17 protein-coding genes are annotated in these 17,003 nt (G+C 71.9%); 9 read left to right on the forward strand and 8 right to left on the reverse strand.

The window, feature by feature from the left end; all coding sequences use genetic code 11:
- Window positions 1-17: 17 nt before the first annotated feature.
- Window positions 18-368 carry a histidine triad nucleotide-binding protein gene (locus ACZ6RT_RS16950; RefSeq protein ID WP_344905417.1) on the reverse strand — a complete coding sequence of 117 codons (351 nt, stop codon included), beginning with the start codon at window positions 366-368 and terminating at the stop codon, window positions 18-20.
- Window positions 369-651: 283 nt separating this feature from the next.
- On the opposite strand from ACZ6RT_RS16950, the gene ACZ6RT_RS16955 reads away from it, so the two are divergent.
- Complete coding sequence (locus ACZ6RT_RS16955; protein WP_043655278.1) at window positions 652-1,131, forward strand: SigE family RNA polymerase sigma factor; 480 nt, start codon at window positions 652-654, stop codon at window positions 1,129-1,131.
- The gene (locus ACZ6RT_RS16960) at window positions 1,128-1,805 is read left to right on the forward strand and encodes a hypothetical protein (protein WP_399191120.1); all 678 of its coding nucleotides are present in this window, start codon (window positions 1,128-1,130) and stop codon (window positions 1,803-1,805) included. The genes ACZ6RT_RS16955 and ACZ6RT_RS16960 overlap by 4 nt, the downstream gene beginning before the upstream one ends.
- A 138-nt stretch (window positions 1,806-1,943) precedes the next feature.
- Here ACZ6RT_RS16960 and ACZ6RT_RS16965 read toward each other — a convergent pair whose 3' ends face one another.
- From ACZ6RT_RS16965 to hrcA, 3 genes are all read right to left on the reverse strand, one after another.
- Window positions 1,944-2,684 (reverse strand): 16S rRNA (uracil(1498)-N(3))-methyltransferase, encoded by a 741-nt coding sequence (locus ACZ6RT_RS16965; protein WP_470154538.1) that lies wholly within the window; start codon window positions 2,682-2,684, stop codon window positions 1,944-1,946.
- Window positions 2,685-2,819: 135 nt separating this feature from the next.
- On the reverse strand, window positions 2,820-3,959 hold the full coding sequence (dnaJ, locus tag ACZ6RT_RS16970; protein WP_399191116.1) for a molecular chaperone DnaJ: 1,140 nt from the start codon (window positions 3,957-3,959) through the stop codon (window positions 2,820-2,822).
- Between the two features lie 14 nt (window positions 3,960-3,973).
- On the reverse strand, window positions 3,974-4,987 hold the full coding sequence (gene hrcA / locus ACZ6RT_RS16975) for a heat-inducible transcriptional repressor HrcA (protein ID WP_344905420.1): 1,014 nt from the start codon (window positions 4,985-4,987) through the stop codon (window positions 3,974-3,976).
- 181 nt (window positions 4,988-5,168) lie between these two features.
- Here hrcA and ACZ6RT_RS16980 point away from each other — a divergent pair, with 181 nt between their 5' ends.
- Genes ACZ6RT_RS16980 through ACZ6RT_RS16990 form a run of 3 tightly spaced genes read left to right on the forward strand, consistent with a single transcriptional unit; the run spans window position 5,169 to window position 7,825 of the window.
- On the forward strand, window positions 5,169-6,113 hold the full coding sequence (locus ACZ6RT_RS16980; RefSeq protein ID WP_470154540.1) for a hypothetical protein: 945 nt from the start codon (window positions 5,169-5,171) through the stop codon (window positions 6,111-6,113).
- Window positions 6,114-6,170: 57 nt separating this feature from the next.
- Entirely contained in the window at window positions 6,171-7,013 is an 843-nt protein-coding gene (locus tag ACZ6RT_RS16985; RefSeq protein WP_399191112.1) for a DUF3097 domain-containing protein, read from the forward strand.
- Complete coding sequence (locus tag ACZ6RT_RS16990; RefSeq protein ID WP_470154542.1) at window positions 7,010-7,825, forward strand: DUF4870 domain-containing protein; 816 nt, start codon at window positions 7,010-7,012, stop codon at window positions 7,823-7,825. The genes ACZ6RT_RS16985 and ACZ6RT_RS16990 overlap by 4 nt, the downstream gene beginning before the upstream one ends.
- A gap of 102 nt (window positions 7,826-7,927) precedes the next feature.
- Here ACZ6RT_RS16990 and hemW read toward each other — a convergent pair whose 3' ends face one another.
- Window positions 7,928-9,139 carry a radical SAM family heme chaperone HemW gene (gene hemW, locus ACZ6RT_RS16995; protein WP_399191108.1) on the reverse strand — a complete coding sequence of 404 codons (1,212 nt, stop codon included), beginning with the start codon at window positions 9,137-9,139 and terminating at the stop codon, window positions 7,928-7,930.
- 256 nt (window positions 9,140-9,395) lie between these two features.
- Window positions 9,396-10,019, reverse strand: coding sequence for a hypothetical protein (locus tag ACZ6RT_RS17000; protein ID WP_399191106.1), 624 nt, complete (start codon window positions 10,017-10,019; stop codon window positions 9,396-9,398).
- A 644-nt stretch (window positions 10,020-10,663) separates the two neighbouring features.
- Here ACZ6RT_RS17000 and ACZ6RT_RS17005 point away from each other — a divergent pair.
- The gene (locus ACZ6RT_RS17005; protein ID WP_470154544.1) at window positions 10,664-11,947 is read left to right on the forward strand and encodes a glycoside hydrolase family 18 protein; all 1,284 of its coding nucleotides are present in this window, start codon (window positions 10,664-10,666) and stop codon (window positions 11,945-11,947) included.
- 161 nt (window positions 11,948-12,108) lie between these two features.
- On the opposite strand, the gene lepA is transcribed toward ACZ6RT_RS17005, so the two are convergent.
- Window positions 12,109-13,941 carry a translation elongation factor 4 gene (gene lepA, locus ACZ6RT_RS17010; RefSeq protein ID WP_413224479.1) on the reverse strand — a complete coding sequence of 611 codons (1,833 nt, stop codon included), beginning with the start codon at window positions 13,939-13,941 and terminating at the stop codon, window positions 12,109-12,111.
- 74 nt (window positions 13,942-14,015) lie between these two features.
- Between lepA and ACZ6RT_RS17015 the strand changes: the two genes are divergently transcribed.
- Window positions 14,016-15,017 carry a glycoside hydrolase family 18 protein gene (locus ACZ6RT_RS17015; protein ID WP_470154546.1) on the forward strand — a complete coding sequence of 334 codons (1,002 nt, stop codon included), beginning with the start codon at window positions 14,016-14,018 and terminating at the stop codon, window positions 15,015-15,017.
- A 177-nt stretch (window positions 15,018-15,194) separates the two neighbouring features.
- Entirely contained in the window at window positions 15,195-15,470 is a 276-nt protein-coding gene (rpsT, locus tag ACZ6RT_RS17020; protein WP_399191098.1) for a 30S ribosomal protein S20, read from the forward strand.
- An 87-nt stretch (window positions 15,471-15,557) separates the two neighbouring features.
- Here rpsT and holA read toward each other — a convergent pair whose 3' ends face one another.
- Complete coding sequence (holA, locus tag ACZ6RT_RS17025; RefSeq protein WP_399191096.1) at window positions 15,558-16,529, reverse strand: DNA polymerase III subunit delta; 972 nt, start codon at window positions 16,527-16,529, stop codon at window positions 15,558-15,560.
- A gap of 110 nt (window positions 16,530-16,639) precedes the next feature.
- On the opposite strand from holA, the gene ACZ6RT_RS17030 reads away from it, so the two are divergent.
- Window positions 16,640-16,795, forward strand: a complete 156-nt coding sequence (locus tag ACZ6RT_RS17030; RefSeq protein WP_399191094.1) for a hypothetical protein — start codon at window positions 16,640-16,642, stop codon at window positions 16,793-16,795.
- Window positions 16,796-17,003: the final 208 nt, after the last annotated feature.

Raw genomic sequence — 17,003 nt, forward strand, 5'->3', positions numbered from 1 at the left:
ATCGCGCCTATCGGTTTTCAGCCGGGCGGCCAGTTCAGCCCGCGCCCGCCGATCACGTGTCCGTGCACGTGGAAGACGGTCTGACCGGCCTCGGGACCGGTGTTGAACACCAGCCGGTAGCCCGTCTCGGCGACGCCCTCCAGCCGGGCGACCTCGTGCGCGGCGGCGAGGACCTCCTCGGCCAGGCCGCCACCGGCGGCGGCCAGGGCCGCGACGGTCGGATGGTGGTCCCTGGGGATCACCAGCACGTGGGTCGGCGCCTGGGGATCGACGTCACGGAAGGCCACGGTGCGGTCGGTCTCGTGGACGATCTTCGCGGGGATCTCCCCGGCCACGATCCGGCAGAACAGGCAGTCGGCTTCGCTCACCATGCAGGCACCTTACCGCCGAGGACGTTGCGAATCGGTGATGGTTCCGGTCGGCAAACAAAGATCCACCCGGATATGGTGGATGTGCAAAACTTCAACCACGACAGCCCTTTGCGCGCAGCACCATATGGCCGCCTGGCGAGGACACGACTGGGTCATGCCCCCTAATGAACCGGAAGAGCGTAAACCCTCTGGGAAGGCCAAGCGTCCCACTGATGTGACCACCGAGACCCTCGTGGCCGACAGGTCGCTCGGGGCGGTGCCCGTCGGATGGGATGCCGACATGGCCGTTACCGCGCTCTACAGCGCGCACTACCGGTCTCTTGTCCGGCTCGCCGTCCTGCTCGTCCGCGACATGGCAACCGCGGAGGAGGTCGTGCAGGACGCGTTCGTCGCCATCCATGGCGCCTGGCGCCGACTGCGCGACACCGACAAGGCACTGGCCTACCTGCGACAGTCGGTCGTGAACCGATCACGTTCGGTGCTTCGGCACCGGGCGGTCGTCGAGAAGTACGCGCCCAAGGGCATGCCCGACGCGCCGAGCGCGGAGAACGGCGCGATCGGCGAGTTCGAACGATCCGCCGTCATCGAGGCGCTGCGCGGGCTGCCCGCACGCCAGCGGGAGGCCCTGGTCCTGCGTTACTACGGAGATCTGTCCGAGGCTCAGATCGCCCACGCGATGGGCATCAGCAAGGGCGCGGTCAAGAGCCACACGGCTCGCGGCATGGCCGCCCTACGAACCTCACTGGAGCAACTGTCATGACCGACTCCCCGGATGAGTACGGCGAGCTCCTTCGCCGTGCGCTCAACGCGGAGGCGAACTCGGTCGTTCCCTCCCCGGACGGGCTGGAGATCATCCGCGCCCGTATCGAACGGCGCGGGATCCGCGGGCTGATGTGGTGGCGCGCCGGGGTGTCCGTCGCGGGCGCCGTCCTCGTCGCGTCCACCGTCGTCATGGTGGTGCCCGAGCTCCGCGAGCGGGTGATCCCCTCGGTGGACGCCGGGCAGGTCAACTTCACCGAGTCGACCCCTCCCGACGGGTCGGCCACCTCGCGTCCCCCGGCCCCCTCGACACCGGCCGCCTCGAACCCGGCCCCGCTCCCGATCGTCTCCCGGTCGGCGACCCCGCCCGCGCCGGAGCCCACGTCCTCCAGGAGCGCCACCGCGAGCCCGAAACCGTCCGCCAGGCCGACCTCGACGACGGCGAAGCCCCGGCCCACGCCGACGCCCCCCTGCCCCACCCCGCTGGACGGCGAGCCCGTCGAGGGCGGAGAGGGCGGAGAGCCCCCCGAGTGGTGCGAGGAGGCCTCGGCGACGGCCACGCCGACGCCCACGCAGAGCCCTTGCTCGACGGAGGACTGCTCGCCGGGCAACGAGGTGTCGCCCCCGACGCCGACCGAGCCGGCCACCCCCGTCCCGACCCCGTCCGGCACCTAGCCGTCGTCACCGGGCCGGTCCTGGCCGTCCCTTCCGACCGCTTCACCGGCCGGCCGGTGAAGCGGCGAGCCGGTGTCGTCGGCGGGCCGGTGAAGCGGCGGGTGCCGTCCGGCGTGCGTCGCGGGGCGGCGGCCCGGGTCACCAGCGGCCGGTGCGGGCCTGGAGCACCGCCGCCGCGACGACCCCGGCCGTCGAGGTGCGCAGCACCGTCGGGCCGAGCAGCACCGGGGACGCCTCGGCCTCCCGGAACGCGGCGATCTCCTCCGGGGAGATCCCGCCCTCCGGGCCGACCACCACGACGATGTCGCCCCCCGCGGGGAGCGCGAGGCCGGACAGCGCAAGGGCCGCCTCCTCGTGCAGGACGACGCCCAGCGCCGCGGCCGAGAGCAGACCGGCGACCTTCGCTGTGGTCGCGAGCTCCGTCACCTCCGGCAGGTGGAAGCGGCGGGACTGCTTGCCCGCCTCGCGGGCGGTGGAGCGCCAGCGGGCCAGCGCCTTGGCCGCGCGCTCGCCCTTCCACTGGGTGACGCACCTGGCGGCGGCCCAGGGGACGATCACGTCGACCCCGGCCTCCGTCATCATCTCCACGGCCAGCTCGCCCCTGTCGCCCTTGGGCAGCCCCTGGACCACGACCAGCCGCGGGGAGGGCGCCGGCAGGTCGTGGCGGCGCAGCACCTCGACCCGGAGCGAGTCCTTGCCGGCCTCGACCACCACGCATTCGGCGACGAGGCCCGCCCCGTCGGTCAGGTCGAGCCGCTCCCCGGCCCGCAGCCGCCGTACGGCCGCCGCGTGGCGCCCCTCGGGGCCGCCGAGCACGAACTCCGTCCCGGCCGCCCCGGCGAGGTCGGCGCGCTCGGCCAGGAAGACCGGAACGCTCACGACGCGCCGGGCCGGGCCCGCCCGGCCGGTCCGGCCGGCCGGACCGGCCACCGAGGGGACAGGGTCCGGGTCGGTGGGAGCGGTGGGAGCGGTGGGAGCGGTGGGAGCGGTGGGAGCGCTGTCCGGGTCATCTCGTCAGCGGCCGTTGAAGGCGTCCCGCAGGCGGGAGAAGAAGCTCTGCTGGCCGGGCGCGAACTTGCCCGGCGGGCGCTCCTCGCCGCGGAGCCTGGCGAGCTCCTTCAGGAGCTCCTCCTGGGCCGCGTCCAGGCGGGTGGGGGTCTCCACGTTGACGTGGATCAGCAGGTCGCCGCGGCCGGTCTCGTTCAGGCGCTGCACCCCGCGGCCGTAGAGCGGGATCGTCTGCCCCGACTGCGTGCCGGGTCGGATGTCCAGCTCCTCGGCGCCGTCCAGCGTCTCCATGGTCAGGATGGTGCCGAGCGCCGCCGCGGCCATCGGGATCTGCACGGTGCAGTGCAGGTCGTCGCCACGCCGCTCGAAGGTCTCGTGGGGGCGCTCGACGATCTCCAGGAACAGGTCGCCGGGGGGGCCGCCACCGGGACCGACCTCGCCCTCACCGGCGAGCTGGATGTGGGTGCCGTCCTCGACGCCGGCCGGGATGCGGACCTTGATGGTCCGCCGGGTGCGGACCCGGCCGTCGCCCGAGCACTCCTGGCAGGGGTTGCGGATGATCGAGCCGAAGCCGCCGCACTGGGGGCAGGGACGCGACGTCATGACCTGGCCGAGGAAGGACCGGGTGACCTGGGAGACCTCACCGCGTCCGTGACACATGTCACAGGTGTCGGGGTGGGTCCCGGCGGCGGCACCGGAGCCGGTGCAGACCTTGCAGACCACCGCGGTGTCGACGACCAGCTCGCGGGTCGTGCCGAAGCCCGACTCCTGCAGGTCCAGCTCGACCCGGATGGTGGCGTTACGTCCGCGGCGGGCGCGCGAACGGGGCCCCCGGCCGCCTCCGGCACCGGCGGCGCCGAAGAAGGCGTCCATGATGTCGCTGAACGGGAACCCCGCGCCGAAGCCTCCGGCCCCCGGGCCGCCCGAGGAGAACGGGTCGCCGCCCATGTCGTACATCTGGCGCTTACCGGAGTCGGAGAGGACCTCGTAGGCCTGCGTGATCTCCTTGAACCGCTCCTGGGTCTCAGGGTCGGGGTTGACGTCGGGATGCAGCTCTCGCGCCAGGCGGCGATACGCCTTCTTGATCTCTTCCGCACTGGCGTCACGGCGCACCCCGAGGGTGCCGTAGTAGTCGCTCTTAGCCACTTTTCGTTGACCTCTTAGGATGCAGCCAGAATCTGGCTGACGTAGCGTGCCACCGCGCGCACCGCGCCCATCGTGACCGGGTAGTCCATACGCGTCGGGCCCAGCACACCGAGCCGGGCCAGTTGCTTGTCCCCAGAACCGTATCCGGCGGCGACGATGGACGTGCCCTGGAGTCCGGTATAGGGGTTCTCCGAGCCGATCCGCACGGTCAGCGCCGACAGGTCGGAGGTCTCACCGAGCAGCCGCATGAGCACGACCTGCTCCTCCAGGGCCTCCAGCACGTCGCGGAGGCCGACCGTGAAGTCGGCTCCCGCCAGGTTGGCGGCCCCGGCAAAAACGATCTTCTCATCGTGCTTCTCCACCAGCGACTCCAGCAGCACCGACAGGATCGTGGCCGCGAGCGGCCGATCCTCGGGCGACAGCCGCTCGGGCAGGTCGGCGACCCTGTCGGGGACGCCGCTGAGCCCGCACCCGTCCAGGGAGGTGTTGAGCACCGCGCGCAGGTGGGCCACCCGCTGCTCGTCGGCGACCTCGGGCAGCTCGACCACCCGCTGCTCGACCCGGCCGGTGTTGGTGATCAGCACGAACATCAGCCGATGCTCGCTCAGCGGCACCAGCTCGACGTGGCGGACCGCCGAGTTGGTCAGCGTCGGGTACTGCACCACGGCGACCTGGCGGGTCAGCTGGGCCAGCAGCCGCACCGTCCGCATGACCACGTCGTCGATGTCCACGGCCCCGGCCAGGAAGCTCTCGATGGCCTTGCGCTCGGCACTGGAGAGCGGTTTCACCTGGGACAGCCGGTCGACGAAGAGCCGGTACCCCTTGTCGGTGGGCACCCGGCCGGCGCTGGTGTGGGGCTGGGCGATGTACCCCTGTTCCTCCAGCACGGCCATGTCGTTACGGATCGTCGCCGGTGAGACCCCCAGGTTGTGCCGGTCCGCCAGCGCCTTGGAACCCACCGGCTCGTTGGTGGACACGTAGTCCTCGACGATGGCGCGTAGCACCGCGAGCTTCCGGTCGTCGACCAACGTGGTCACCTCCCTGCCTGCGTCCGAGGGAAACACGAGGTCTGGCACTCTGTGTTCCCGAGTGCCAAGTGTACGGCCCCGGCGCGAAAGGCGCGATAAGCAAGAGCTGCGGATGGTCCCGCCAAGCCGTTGTTAAGTCAACTGCTATCGCGATCCAAGGCGAAGCCACCACAATCCGTATATGTCCAAAGATTTTGGTTCTTTCCCGGGGGGCGCGGCCGGTGACCCCGGTCACGGTGCCTCCCAGCAGCCATATGTCCCACCCGGCGGGCAACCGTACGGACAGCCCGGCTACGGGGGCGGGCCCGGCCGGCCGGGCCCGCAGCCGTACGGCCAGCCGGGCCAGCCGGGCCAGCCGGGACAGCAGCCCTACGGCCAGCCCGGGCAGCCGGGTCAGCCCGGGCAGCAGCCCTACTACCAGGGCGGGCAGGGCCACCCGTCGTACCCGGGCGGGCAGCAGCCCTACCAGGGGGACCCCTCCTACGGTCACGCGCCTCCCGGGTACGGCGCCCCGCAGGGACCGTCGTCCACCGGGAAGATCAAGCCCGGCATCGGGTGGATCGTCGGGGCCTGGCTGGTCGCCGCGCTCAGCGTCATCGTCGGCATCGCCGGGTTCGCCGGTGGTCTCTCCGACGCGGCCGAGTCCGCCCCCAAGACGTCGTTCGTCCCCGGCCAGGAGACGACGGTCAGGCTCGACCCCGCCGACAGGCCCGCCCTCTACGTCTCCACCGCGGGCCCCACCCGGTTCGAGTGCTCCCTCAGGGGCGGCACCGGCACCCCGCGGCTGCAGAAGCCGGCCGGGCGGACGACCGTCTCCGGGGCGAACGGCATCTCCTGGGAGCTGGGCCTGCGGATCGGCGTGGACCGGGCGGGCGACTACCGGATGACCTGCACCGCCGACCCGGACGAGGGCACCAGGTTCGGCGTGGGCCAGGAGTTCGCCACCGGAGCGCTGGTGGGCGGGGTGGTCGCCCTGTTCGCGGTGCCCGGCGTCGGCATCCTGCTGGCCATCCTCGTGACGATCGTCGTCCTGGTGAAGCGGGGCAACGCCCGCAAGCGCCAGGCGTCCGCCGCGGCGTCGGCGGCGGCGGGACAGTGGGCGGCATCGGGACCGTACGGCAGGTGACGGTGGCTTTTGCTAGCGTCCCACGTGATCCCGGCGAGAGAGGGTGGACGGTCGTTGATGTACGAGCGTGACGTTCTGGCGGAAGACTGGCGGCGCCCCCGCCGGGGGACGATCCCCCAGGTCCCCGCCGAGCTCGACCTGGTCGTCGAGGACGCCGACGGCGGCTTCTGCGGCGCCGTGGTGGCCTGCGACAAGGAGGCCGTCACCCTGGAGGACCGGTTCGGGCGCCGGCGGGTCTTCCCGCTGGAACCGGCCGCGTTCCTGCTGGAGGGCAAGGTGGTGACCCTGGTGCGGCCGGCCACCGCGCCGCGCGGCCCGCGGCGGAGCGCCTCGGGGTCCATCGCGGTGGAGGGGCTGCGGGCCCAGGTCGCCCGGGAGAGCCGGATCTACGTCGAGGGCGTGCACGACGCCGCCCTCGTGGAGAAGGTCTGGGGGCACGACCTGCGGGTCGAGGGCGTGGTCGTGGAGTACCTGGAGGGGGTCGACCACCTGCCCTCCATCGTCGAGGAGTTCGCTCCGGGGCCCGGCCGCCGGCTGGGGGTGCTCGTCGACCACCTGGTCCCCGGCTCCAAGGAGAGCCGGATCGCCGCCCAGGTCTCCTCACCGCACGTGCTGGTCGTCGGGCATCCCTTCGTGGACGTCTGGCAGGCGGTCAGGCCGCAGGTGCTGCGGATCCCCGCCTGGCCCTCGGTGCCGCGCGGCGTGCCCTGGAAGGAGGGCGTCGTGGCCGCGCTGGGCTGGAACGTCGAGACCGGCGAGGCGTGGCGCCGTATCCTCGGATCGGTCACGACCTACGCCGACCTGGAACCCGACCTGCTGGGGCCGGTCGAGGAACTCATCGACTTCGTGACGGTTCCCGGCGAGGATGGGCAGGCCGTCGACCCCCGGGAGGGGACATGAACGAGAACGCCGAGGATCGGCCCGGCGACGACCGGACGCGGCGCATGGACGACCCCGCGGCATGGACCGGTGGATCCGGTGGGGTCGGTGGGCCCGGTGGATCCGGCGGGCCTGGTGGAACCGGTGGGCCCGGCCGGGACGCGCCGCACCAGGGGTACGGGCCGGACGACCGGGACCGCACCGGGCCGGGGCGCGGCCACGAGCCGACGGAACCGGGGTACGGATGGCCCCAGGGGCACGACCGGGGACCGGGATACGGCCAGGAGTACGGCCTGGGATACGGCGGAGGACAGGGATACGAGCAGGGATACGGCCAGGGGTACGGTCACCCGTCCGGCTCCCCGTACCGGCCCGCCCCTCCCCCGTACGGCACCGGTGCTCCGGGCATGCCGGGCGGTCCCGGTGACGCGTACCGGCCGGGCCACCCGTACGACGGGTACACCCCGCCCGGCTACGGCCACCAGGCACCGCCCGGGACGTACGGGCCGCGGCCGGGCAGCGACGACACCACCATGGCCCTGCTGGCCCACCTGCTGGGGCTGCTGACCTCCTTCATCGGCCCGCTGGTGCTCTACCTGGCCAAGCGGGACGGCTCGCCCTATGTGCGCGACCAGGCCGCCGAGGCGCTCAACTTCCAGCTCACGGTGCTGATCGCCTACGTGGTCTGCTGCGTCCTGGCGTTCGTGCTCGTCGGGTTCGTGCTGATGCTCCTGCTCTGGATCGGGTCGCTGATCATGGCGATCGTCGCCACGGTGGCGGCGAGCCGGGGCGAGAGGTACCGCTATCCGATGACCATCCGGTTCGTGAGCTGACCCGGGCGGATCGCCAGGAGCCAGGACGGGCCGAAACGCGGCCGTTCCGCGACGGGCCGCCACCGTACGTCACGAGCCGTCACGGACACGGCCTCAACAGCCTCAGGTGAGGTCGCGGACCAGCGCGTCGGCCAGCAGGCGGCCGCGCAGCGTGAGCACCGCCCGTCCCGCCTTGAACGGCTCGGTCTCCAGCAGGCCGTCGGCCAGGGCCCGGGCGACCACGGGGGGACGTTCCAGCTCGACGAGCGGGAACCCGCGGGAGAGCCGCAGCTCCAGCATCAGCCGCTCCACCGCCCGGTCCTGCGGGCCCAGTACCTCGCGCGCGTGCGCCGGGGAGTCCCCCGAGGCCAGGCGCCGCGCGTAGGCGGCGGGGTGCTTGACGTTCCACCAGCGGGTGCCGCCGACGTGGCTGTGCGCCCCGGGCCCGACCCCCCACCAGTCGCCGCCGGTCCAGTAGAGCAGGTTGTGCCGGCAGCGCCCCGCCTCGGAGGTCGCCCAGTTGGACACCTCGTACCACTCGAACCCCGCCTCGGCCAGCATGGCGTCGGCGATCAGATAGCGGTCGGCGGCCACGTCGTCGTCGGGCATCGGGAGCTCGCCGCGCCTGATCCTGGCCGCCAGCCTGGTCCCGTCCTCGACGATCAGCGAGTACGCCGAGACGTGGTCGGGCCCGGCCTCGATCGCCGCGGCCAGCGACGCGCGCCAGTCGTCGTCGCTCTCCCCGGGGGTGCCGTAGATCAGGTCGAGGTTGACGTGCTCGAACCCCGCCTGCCTGGCCTCCCGTACGGCGTGCGCGGCACGGCCGGGGGTGTGGCGGCGGTCCAGCACCTGGAGCACGTGCTCGCGGGCGCTCTGCATCCCGAAGCTCATCCGGTTGAACCCACCGGCGCGCAGCACGGCCAGGTAGGCGGGGTCCACCGACTCGGGGTTGGCCTCGGTGCTCACCTCGGCCCCGGGGGCGAGCCCGAACTCCTCCTCGATCGCCTCCAGGATCCGCACCAGGTCCCCGGCCGGCAGGAGGGTGGGGGTGCCCCCGCCGAAGAACACGGTCTCGACCGGCAGGGGCGTGGTCCCGAGGACGGCCCGTGCCCGCCGTACCTCCTCGACGGCGGTGTCCGCGTAGTCCCTCTGCGAGGCGCCGGGGCCGAGCTCGGACGCCGTGTAGGTGTTGAAGTCGCAGTAACCGCACCGGGTCACGCAGAAGGGCACGTGGACGTAGAAGCCGAAGGGCCGCTCGCCGAGCCCGGCGAGCGCGCTCCGCGGCAGCTCGCCCGAGGCGGGCACCGGGTCCCCGTCGGGAAGTGTGGATGGCACGCCCCAAGTCTGCCGCCCCCGTCGTGATGCCCGGTACATCCTCCCGGTCCGGCCGCCGTACCCACCCCGGTCGCCGCCCGGCCGGTGCCCCGAGGCCGCGCCGTCCGGGAGCCCCGACAGCGCGTCGCCCGGGTGAGGTCCCCGACGCCGTGCCGCCTCGGTGGGCCCCCTGGTGACGCGCCGCCCGGGTGGGGCCGTTCCCCGGTGCGGCCCACTGCCGGGGGCCTTCGTGACGTCCGGCACCCCGCCCCGGGAGTCAGATCTCGTGGTCGTCGCGTTCCGGCAGTCCGTACCGGCGGGCGAGGGGGTTCCACAGCCGCAGGAAACCGCGCTTGGCCGTGGTCGCCTCCTCGGAGAAGGCCAGGCCGCGCCGGTAGTCGTCGTCCTCGCTCAGGTCGCGGTCGCAGCCGGTGTTCCGGCGGGCGGCCCAGGCGAGGAAGGCCTCGTCGGCCTCGAAGGAGGCGGTCAGGGCCCGGGTGAGACGTTCCTTGACCGCGTCCCCGTCGTCGAGCGCGCCGGTGCCCAGCGCGTTCGCCTGGATCACCTGCTCGCGCCGGGCGTCCGTGATCCGCTGGAGCACGGCGAGCGCGCCCGCGGTGTCCTCGCAGGAGCGGAGCCGCTCCAGGGCGTCGCCGAGGCCGGATCGGGAGCCGCCGCTGTCGGCGAGCAGCGCGTCCAGGACCCTGGCCTGCGACTCGGCGTCCTCGGGGCCACCGGGAGGCCGTCCCGCCACGGGCGTGCCCATCTCGGCCTCGGCGCGGGCGCCGGTCGCCACGATCGGCACGCCACCCGTCGCGGTCGGGCCGGCGCCGCGCGGGGCGAACCAGGCGGTGCCCGCCGCGACCAGCGCCGTCGTGACCAGCGCGGCGATCGTGACCACGGGCCAGACCCGGCGGTCGGCCGGGGGCCGCCTGCGCCCGTACCGCCCGTCGTCGCCGTCCCGTCCCTGGCGGGGTGCCCGGCCTCCGGATTCGGGCGCCCGGTCCCGCCCGTCCGTGTGCAGGTGCCGCTCCTCCCGGGGGAGGTGCTGCTGCCAGTCGGCCGGGTCCTGCCGCCACTCCTCCGGAGGGACCCGCCCGCCCCCTGTCAGGTCCCCTGTCGAGTCCCCCGACGAGCCGCCGGATGCGGGCCGGCCGGGAGAAGGCCGTTCGGCGGAGGGCCGTTCGGCAAGGGGCCGATCGATGAAAGGCCGATCGGTGAAGGACCGGTCGGGGAAGGGATGGTCGGCGGCGGACCGGCCGGGGAGGGAGTGCCCGGGAAGGGGCCGGTCGACAAGGGGCTGCGCCGGCGGGTGCGGGGCCGTCGGCGCCCCGCATCGGGGACACTGCCGCCGCCCTTCCATGGGGGCGCCACATCGGTTGCAGAACGCCTGCTGCTCCATGCCTTACAACGGTAGTCGAGAGCTTCGCCTTCCACCTGTCAAAACGCCGTCCACCGTTGACGCCCCGATCACCCAGGTCTACGATCCGGGAAAACTTAAAGGAAAGTTTCCTATAAGTTACTTCCCGAGCAGTGGAGAAGCCCGTGCAGAGACTCCTCCGGCACATGATCGCGGCGGTTCTCGCCGCGGGTCTCGCGGCGGTCGCCGTACCCGCCCCGGCCCAGGCGTACGACCAGGCCCTTCAGGATCGCGGTGACCGCTTCAAGCGGGTCGCGTACTTCATCCAGTGGGGCATCTACGGCCGCAACTACCACGTCAAGGACATGGACACCAGCGGCGCCGCCGCCAAGCTGACCCATATCAACTACGCCTTCGGCTTCGTCAACCCCGAGGGTGACTGCTACTCCGCCGACCCGTGGGCCGACTGGCAGCGCCCGGTGCCCGCCGAGCAGAGCGTGGACGGCGTCGCCGACGCCGAGGGGCAGGCGCTGAGCGGCAACCTGAACCAGCTCAAGAAGCTCAAGGCCAAGCACCCCGGCCTCAAGACGCTGATCTCCCTCGGCGGCTGGACCGGCTCGAAGTACTTCTCCGACGCCGTGCTGACCCCCGAGGGCCGTGCCCGGCTGGCCTCCTCCTGCATCGACCTGTGGCTGAAGGGCAACCTGCCCGGCACCGCCCCCGGCAGCGGCGCGGGCGTGTTCGACGGCATCGACCTGGACTGGGAGTGGCCCGGCTCCTCCGGCAACGACGGCAACATCATCCGTCCCGAGGACAAGCGGAACTTCACCCTGTTCGTCACCGAGCTGCGCCGCCAGATGAACGAGTTCGACCGGCGTAGCGAGCTGACCGCCTTCCTGCCCGCCGCGGCCGCGAAGATCGACGCCGGCTTCGAGGTGCGCGAGGTCTTCAAGCAGCTCGACTTCGCCACCGTCCAGGGCTATGACCTGCACGGTTCCTGGGAGACCGTCACCGGCCACAACGGCAACCTGTTCAACGACCGGCGCGACCCGAACCCGGTGAAGTACAGCGTGGACCAGACCGTCCGCGACTACCTGACCCGCGGCGCTCCGGCCAGGAAGATCGTGGTGGGCGTGCCCGCGTACGGCCAGGGCTGGACCGGGGTCACCGGCGGCAGGAACGGCCTGTACGGCACCGCCACCGGACCGGCCCCCGGCACCTTCGCGGCCGGCAACGAGGACTACAAGATCCTCGTGAACAAGCCGGGCAAGCGCTACCGCGACCTGCTGACCGGGGCCGTGTGGCTCTACGACGGCAACGAGTTCTGGTCCTACGACGACCCGGCCTCGCTGACGCAGAAGGCGGCCTACATCCGCCTGAAGGGCCTGGGCGGATCGATGATGTGGTCCATCGACCAGGACGACGCCAAGGCGTCGCTCACCACCGCGCTCTACCGCGTCCTGCGCTGAGCGACCCTCACCCACGGGCGGGGCCGCATCGGATCCGGGTCACCGGATCCCGGCGGTCCCGCCCTCCGCGTTCCGGGCACGGGCCTGTCCGCCCGCCGCCTTCCGGACGCGGGGGCCACCGCCGGCTTCCCGGACTTACCGGACAACGACGGTCCTGCCGCTCACTTCTTGGGCGTGGAGGACTCGGTGGAGAGCGCGGCCACGAACGCCTCCTGGGGGACCTCGACGCGGCCGACCATCTTCATCCGCTTCTTGCCCTCCTTCTGCTTCTCCAGCAGCTTGCGCTTACGGGAGATGTCGCCGCCGTAGCACTTGGCGAGGACGTCCTTGCGGATGGCGCGGATGTTCTCCCGGGCGATGACCCGGGCACCGATGGCCGCCTGGATGGGCACCTCGAACTGCTGCCTGGGGATGAGCTCGCGCAGCTTCTTGGCCATCTCGACCCCGTACGCGTAGGACTTGTCCCGGTGCACGATGGCGCTGAAGGCGTCGACGGCCTCGCCCTGGAGCAGGATGTCGACCTTGACCAGGTCGGACTCCTGCTCGCCCGAGGGCTCGTAGTCCAGCGAGGCGTACCCGCGGGTGCGAGACTTGAGCTGGTCGAAGAAGTCGAAGATGATCTCGCCGAGCGGCATGGTGTAGCGGATCTCGACCCTGTCCTCGGAGAGGTAGTCCATCCCCTGCAGGTTGCCGCGGCGGTTCTGGCAGAGCTCCATGATCGCGCCGATGAACTCCGAGGGGACCAGCACGGTCGTCTTCACCATCGGCTCGTAGACCTTCTCCACCTTGCCGGTGGGGAACTCCGAGGGGTTGGTGACGACGACCTCCTTGCCGTCCTCCATGATCACCCGGTAGACCACGTTGGGCGCGGTGGAGATGAGCGAGAGGTTGAACTCGCGCTCCAGCCGCTCGCGGACGATCTCCATGTGGAGCAGCCCGAGGAAGCCGCAGCGGAAGCCGAAGCCCAGCGCCGCGGAGGTCTCCGGCTCGTAGTCCAGGGCGGCGTCGTTGAGCTGGAGCTTGTCCAGGGCCTCGCGGAGCTCGGGGTAGTCGTCCCCGTCGATCGGGTACAGGCCGGAGAAGACCATGGGCTTGGGGTGCTCGTAGCCGCTGAGCGCCTTCAGGGCCGGCCGCGTCACCGAGGTCACCGTGTCGCCGACCCGGGACTGGCGGACGTCCTTCACCCCGGTGATCAGGTAACCCACCTCGCCGACGCCCAGCCCCTGATCGGCGATCTTCGGCTCGGGCGAGATGACGCCGATCTCCAGCGTCTCGTGGGCCGCGGTGGTGGACATCATCAGGATGCGCTCGCGCTTGCCCAGGTGGCCGTCCATGACCCGGACGTAGGTGATCACACCGCGGTAGGTGTCGTACACCGAGTCGAAGATCAGCGCGCGGGCGGGCGCGTCGGCGTCGCCGACCGGCGCCGGGACCTTGTCGACCACGTGGTCCAGCAACTCGCGGACGCCCACGCCGGTCTTGCCGGAGACCCGCAGCACGTCCTCGGGCTCGCAGCCGATGAGGTGGCAGATCTCCGCGGCGTACTTCTCCGGCTGGGCCGCGGGAAGGTCGATCTTGTTGAGCACCGGGATGATCGTCATGTCGTTGTTCATGGCCAGGTACAGGTTGGCCAGGGTCTGCGCCTCGATCCCCTGCGCGGCGTCGACCAGCAGGATCGCGCCCTCGCACGCCTGCAGCGACCGGGAGACCTCGTAGGTGAAGTCGACGTGCCCGGGAGTGTCGATCATGTTGAGCACGTAGTCGGTCTCACCGACCTTCCACGGCAGCCTGACCGCCTGCGACTTGATCGTGATGCCGCGCTCGCGCTCGATGTCCATCCGGTCGAGGTACTGGGCCCGCATGGAACGGGCGTCGACCACCCCGGTGATCTGCAGCATGCGATCGGCCAGGGTCGACTTGCCATGGTCGATATGGGCGATGATGCAGAAGTTGCGGAGCACAGCGGGGTCGGTCTGGCCAGGCTGAATGCGCACCGGGGTCCGTTTCAACAGATTGATGACGATCATACGGCTGGCATGCCAGCCGTCTTCCATGGTGACATGTCCGGGTGATTGCCCGGACCAGAGCACGGCGCGGCCTGCGGTTCCTCGCTACGGTGGCGGCCCTGCTCCTTGCGCTTCCCGGGGTGGCCGTGGCCACCCTCACCCTGCAGTTTACCGGGACCCCGGCCCGCTGGGCCAAGACCACCGGTCACGACGCCCTCTGGCTCGGCCACGCCTGGGTCGACGGCCGCAAGACGGCCGAGGACGTGCGGGCGCTCGCCGGCAGGCTCCGCAGGACCGGCATCAAGGACGTGTACGTCCACTCCGGCCCGTTCGACGGTGACGGGACGCTCCCGGCCTCCAAGCACCCGAAGGCGGCCGACTTCCTCAAATGGTGGCGCCAGGAGTCGCCCAAGGTCAGGGTGTCGGCCTGGCTGGGACAGAAGGTCGACGGCGTCCTGGACCTCGACGACGCCGCCACCAGGCAGCGCGTGCTGGACGGCACGCGGGCGATCATGGCGCTCGGTTTCGACGGCGTCCACTACAACTTCGAGCCGATCGGCGACGGAGACACCGAGTTCCTCGACCTGCTGACCAGGACCCGCCCGATCGTGGGCGACGGCCTGCTGTCCACCTCGACTCCGCAGATCGAGCCGTTCCCGCTCGTCCGCCCGGCCGCGCGGGCCGTCACGGGCCGCGACAAGTACTGGTCCCCCGACTACTTCGGGCAGGTGACCAGGCTCGTCGACCAGGTGGCGATCATGACCTACGACTCCTACCTCCCCTACCCGGCCGTCTACGGCGGCTACGTCGTCCGGCAGACCTCGCTGGCACTGGGGCTCGTCCCCGCGGACAGGACGCTGCTGATCGGCGCCCCGGCCTACCACGACCACGGCGTCCCCTGGGCCGACGCCGCCGAGAGCGTCGAGAAGGCGGCCAGGGGCGCCCGGCTGGGGCTGACCGCGCACGGGAAGCCGCGCGAGCGGTTCGGGCTGGCGCTCTACGTGGACTTCGCGGCCACCAAGGAGGACTGGTCGGAGTACGACAGGTTCTGGTTCAGACCGTAAGGATCATGGAGATCGTGGTCCGAGCCGCCATGACCACACGCTAAACTGATCAGGCATCCTTCTGCCTGGCCTGTCGATTTGAGCGGCGACCTCGGCAGTTGGTAGCCTAGTCAACTGCGTGTGGCGCGCCCTCTCTGCCCGCGCGCCCCATCCGACGACATTCACCGAGGCTTCTTCGTGGCGAACATCAAGTCCCAGATCAAGCGCAACCGGCAGAACGAGAAGGCCCGGCTGCGTAACAAGGCTGTCAAGTCTTCCCTGAAGACGGCCATCCGCAAGTTCCGCGAGGCCGCCGACCAGGGCAACATCGACGAGGCGGTCACGCTTCAGCGCGCCGCCGCCCGCCAGCTGGACAAGGCCGCCAGCAAGGGCGTCATCCACAAGAACCAGGCCGCCAACCGCAAGTCGGCGATCGCCCAGCGCGCCGCCGCCCTGTCGACGGCCGCCAAGTAGTTCCAGGATCCGCGGACGCCGCACCCCGCCCGGGGTGTGGCGTTTTTGCGTTCCCGCGAGAACTCGGTTCCCGCGCAGGGACGACGCCTAGCGTCCGGTGCGGTTGGCGACCACGGTCTGGATCATGTGCTCCAGCGCGTACGCGGGGTCGGCGCCGCCGCCCTTCACCTGCGCGTCGGCGGTGGTGGCGGCCTGGATCGCGCGGGCGAGCCCTTCCGGCCCCCAGCCGTTCAGCTGCCGCTGGACCCGCTCGATCTTCCAGGGCGGCATGCCGAGGCGACCGGCGAGCTGGGCGCCCCGGAGGTTGCGGGGGGCGCCTCCCACCTTCGCCAGCGAACGCAGCCCTCCGGCGAGCGCGCTCACCAGCAGCACCGGGGCCGTCCCGGTCGACAGCGCCCAGCGCAGCTGCTCCAGGGCGTCGCCCAGGCGTCCCTCGACCGCCGAGTCGGCCACGGTGAACCCGCTGACCTCGGCCCTGCCCCGGTGGTAGCGGGCGACGGCGGCCTCGTCGATCGTCTTGCCGGGGGTGTCGAAGGCGAGCTGGCTACAGGCGGCGGCGAGCTCGCGCAGGTCGTTGCCGACCGCGTCGAGGAGCGCGGCGGCGGCGTCGGCCCCGATCGTGCGCCCGGCCCGCTTCAGCTCCGCCTTGACGAACGCCAGCCGCTCGGCCGGCTTGGTCATCTTGGTGACCGGAACCACCCGGGCCCCGGCCTTCTTGACCCCGTCGACCAGCGCCTTCCCCTTGACCCCGCCGGGGTGGACGAGGACCAGCACGGTCTCCTCGGCCGGGCGGGCCGCATAGGAGACGACCTCGGTGACGACGTCCTTGACGAGGTCCTGGGCCGAGCGGATGACCACCACGGACCTGTCGCCGAACAGCGAGGGCGACGTCATCCGGGTCAGCTCTCCGGGCTCCACCTTGGCGCCGGGCAGGTCGTGCACCTCGGCGGTCGGATCGGCCGCGCGGGCCGCCGAGGTCACCTCGGCGACCGCGCGGTCGGCCAGCAGTTCCTCGTCGCCGAGTATCAGGATCACGGGTGCCGGATCGGTTGCCGCCATGTCGAGCAGCATGCCATGTATTCGTGGCGACCGGTCATCGCGTCAAGCCGTTCGCAATCGGAATGCAGGTGTCCCGGGGCAACCTGAGAACACCGAAGGAGGTGAGAACGATGACAAACTCCACTGTTCGCCGCCACGCCTGCCCCCGCTGCGGAACGACCCTCGACGAGGGCCCGATCATGTACCGCTGCGCGCGCTGCAGCAGGTCGGTCTACGCCGCCGACGTGGACACCGAGTTCCGCCGCCCGGCCGGGCCCCGGGCCTGATCCGCACTCCCCCGCCCGGCCGGGCCCGGATCTGATCCGCACTCCCCCGCCCGGCCGCACCGGGGCCCGACCCGCACCACCCCGGCCAGGCGCCCCGCCGCCCCGGCCAGGCGCCCCGGCCAGAAACCCTCGCCCTGGCCAGGGCTCCTTCGCTCGGATTCGAGGGTCATGACGGCCGGGGCCCCTTCCGCTCAGCCTCGAAGACCGC

Source organism: Streptosporangium sp. NPDC050148 (genome assembly GCF_055586505.1).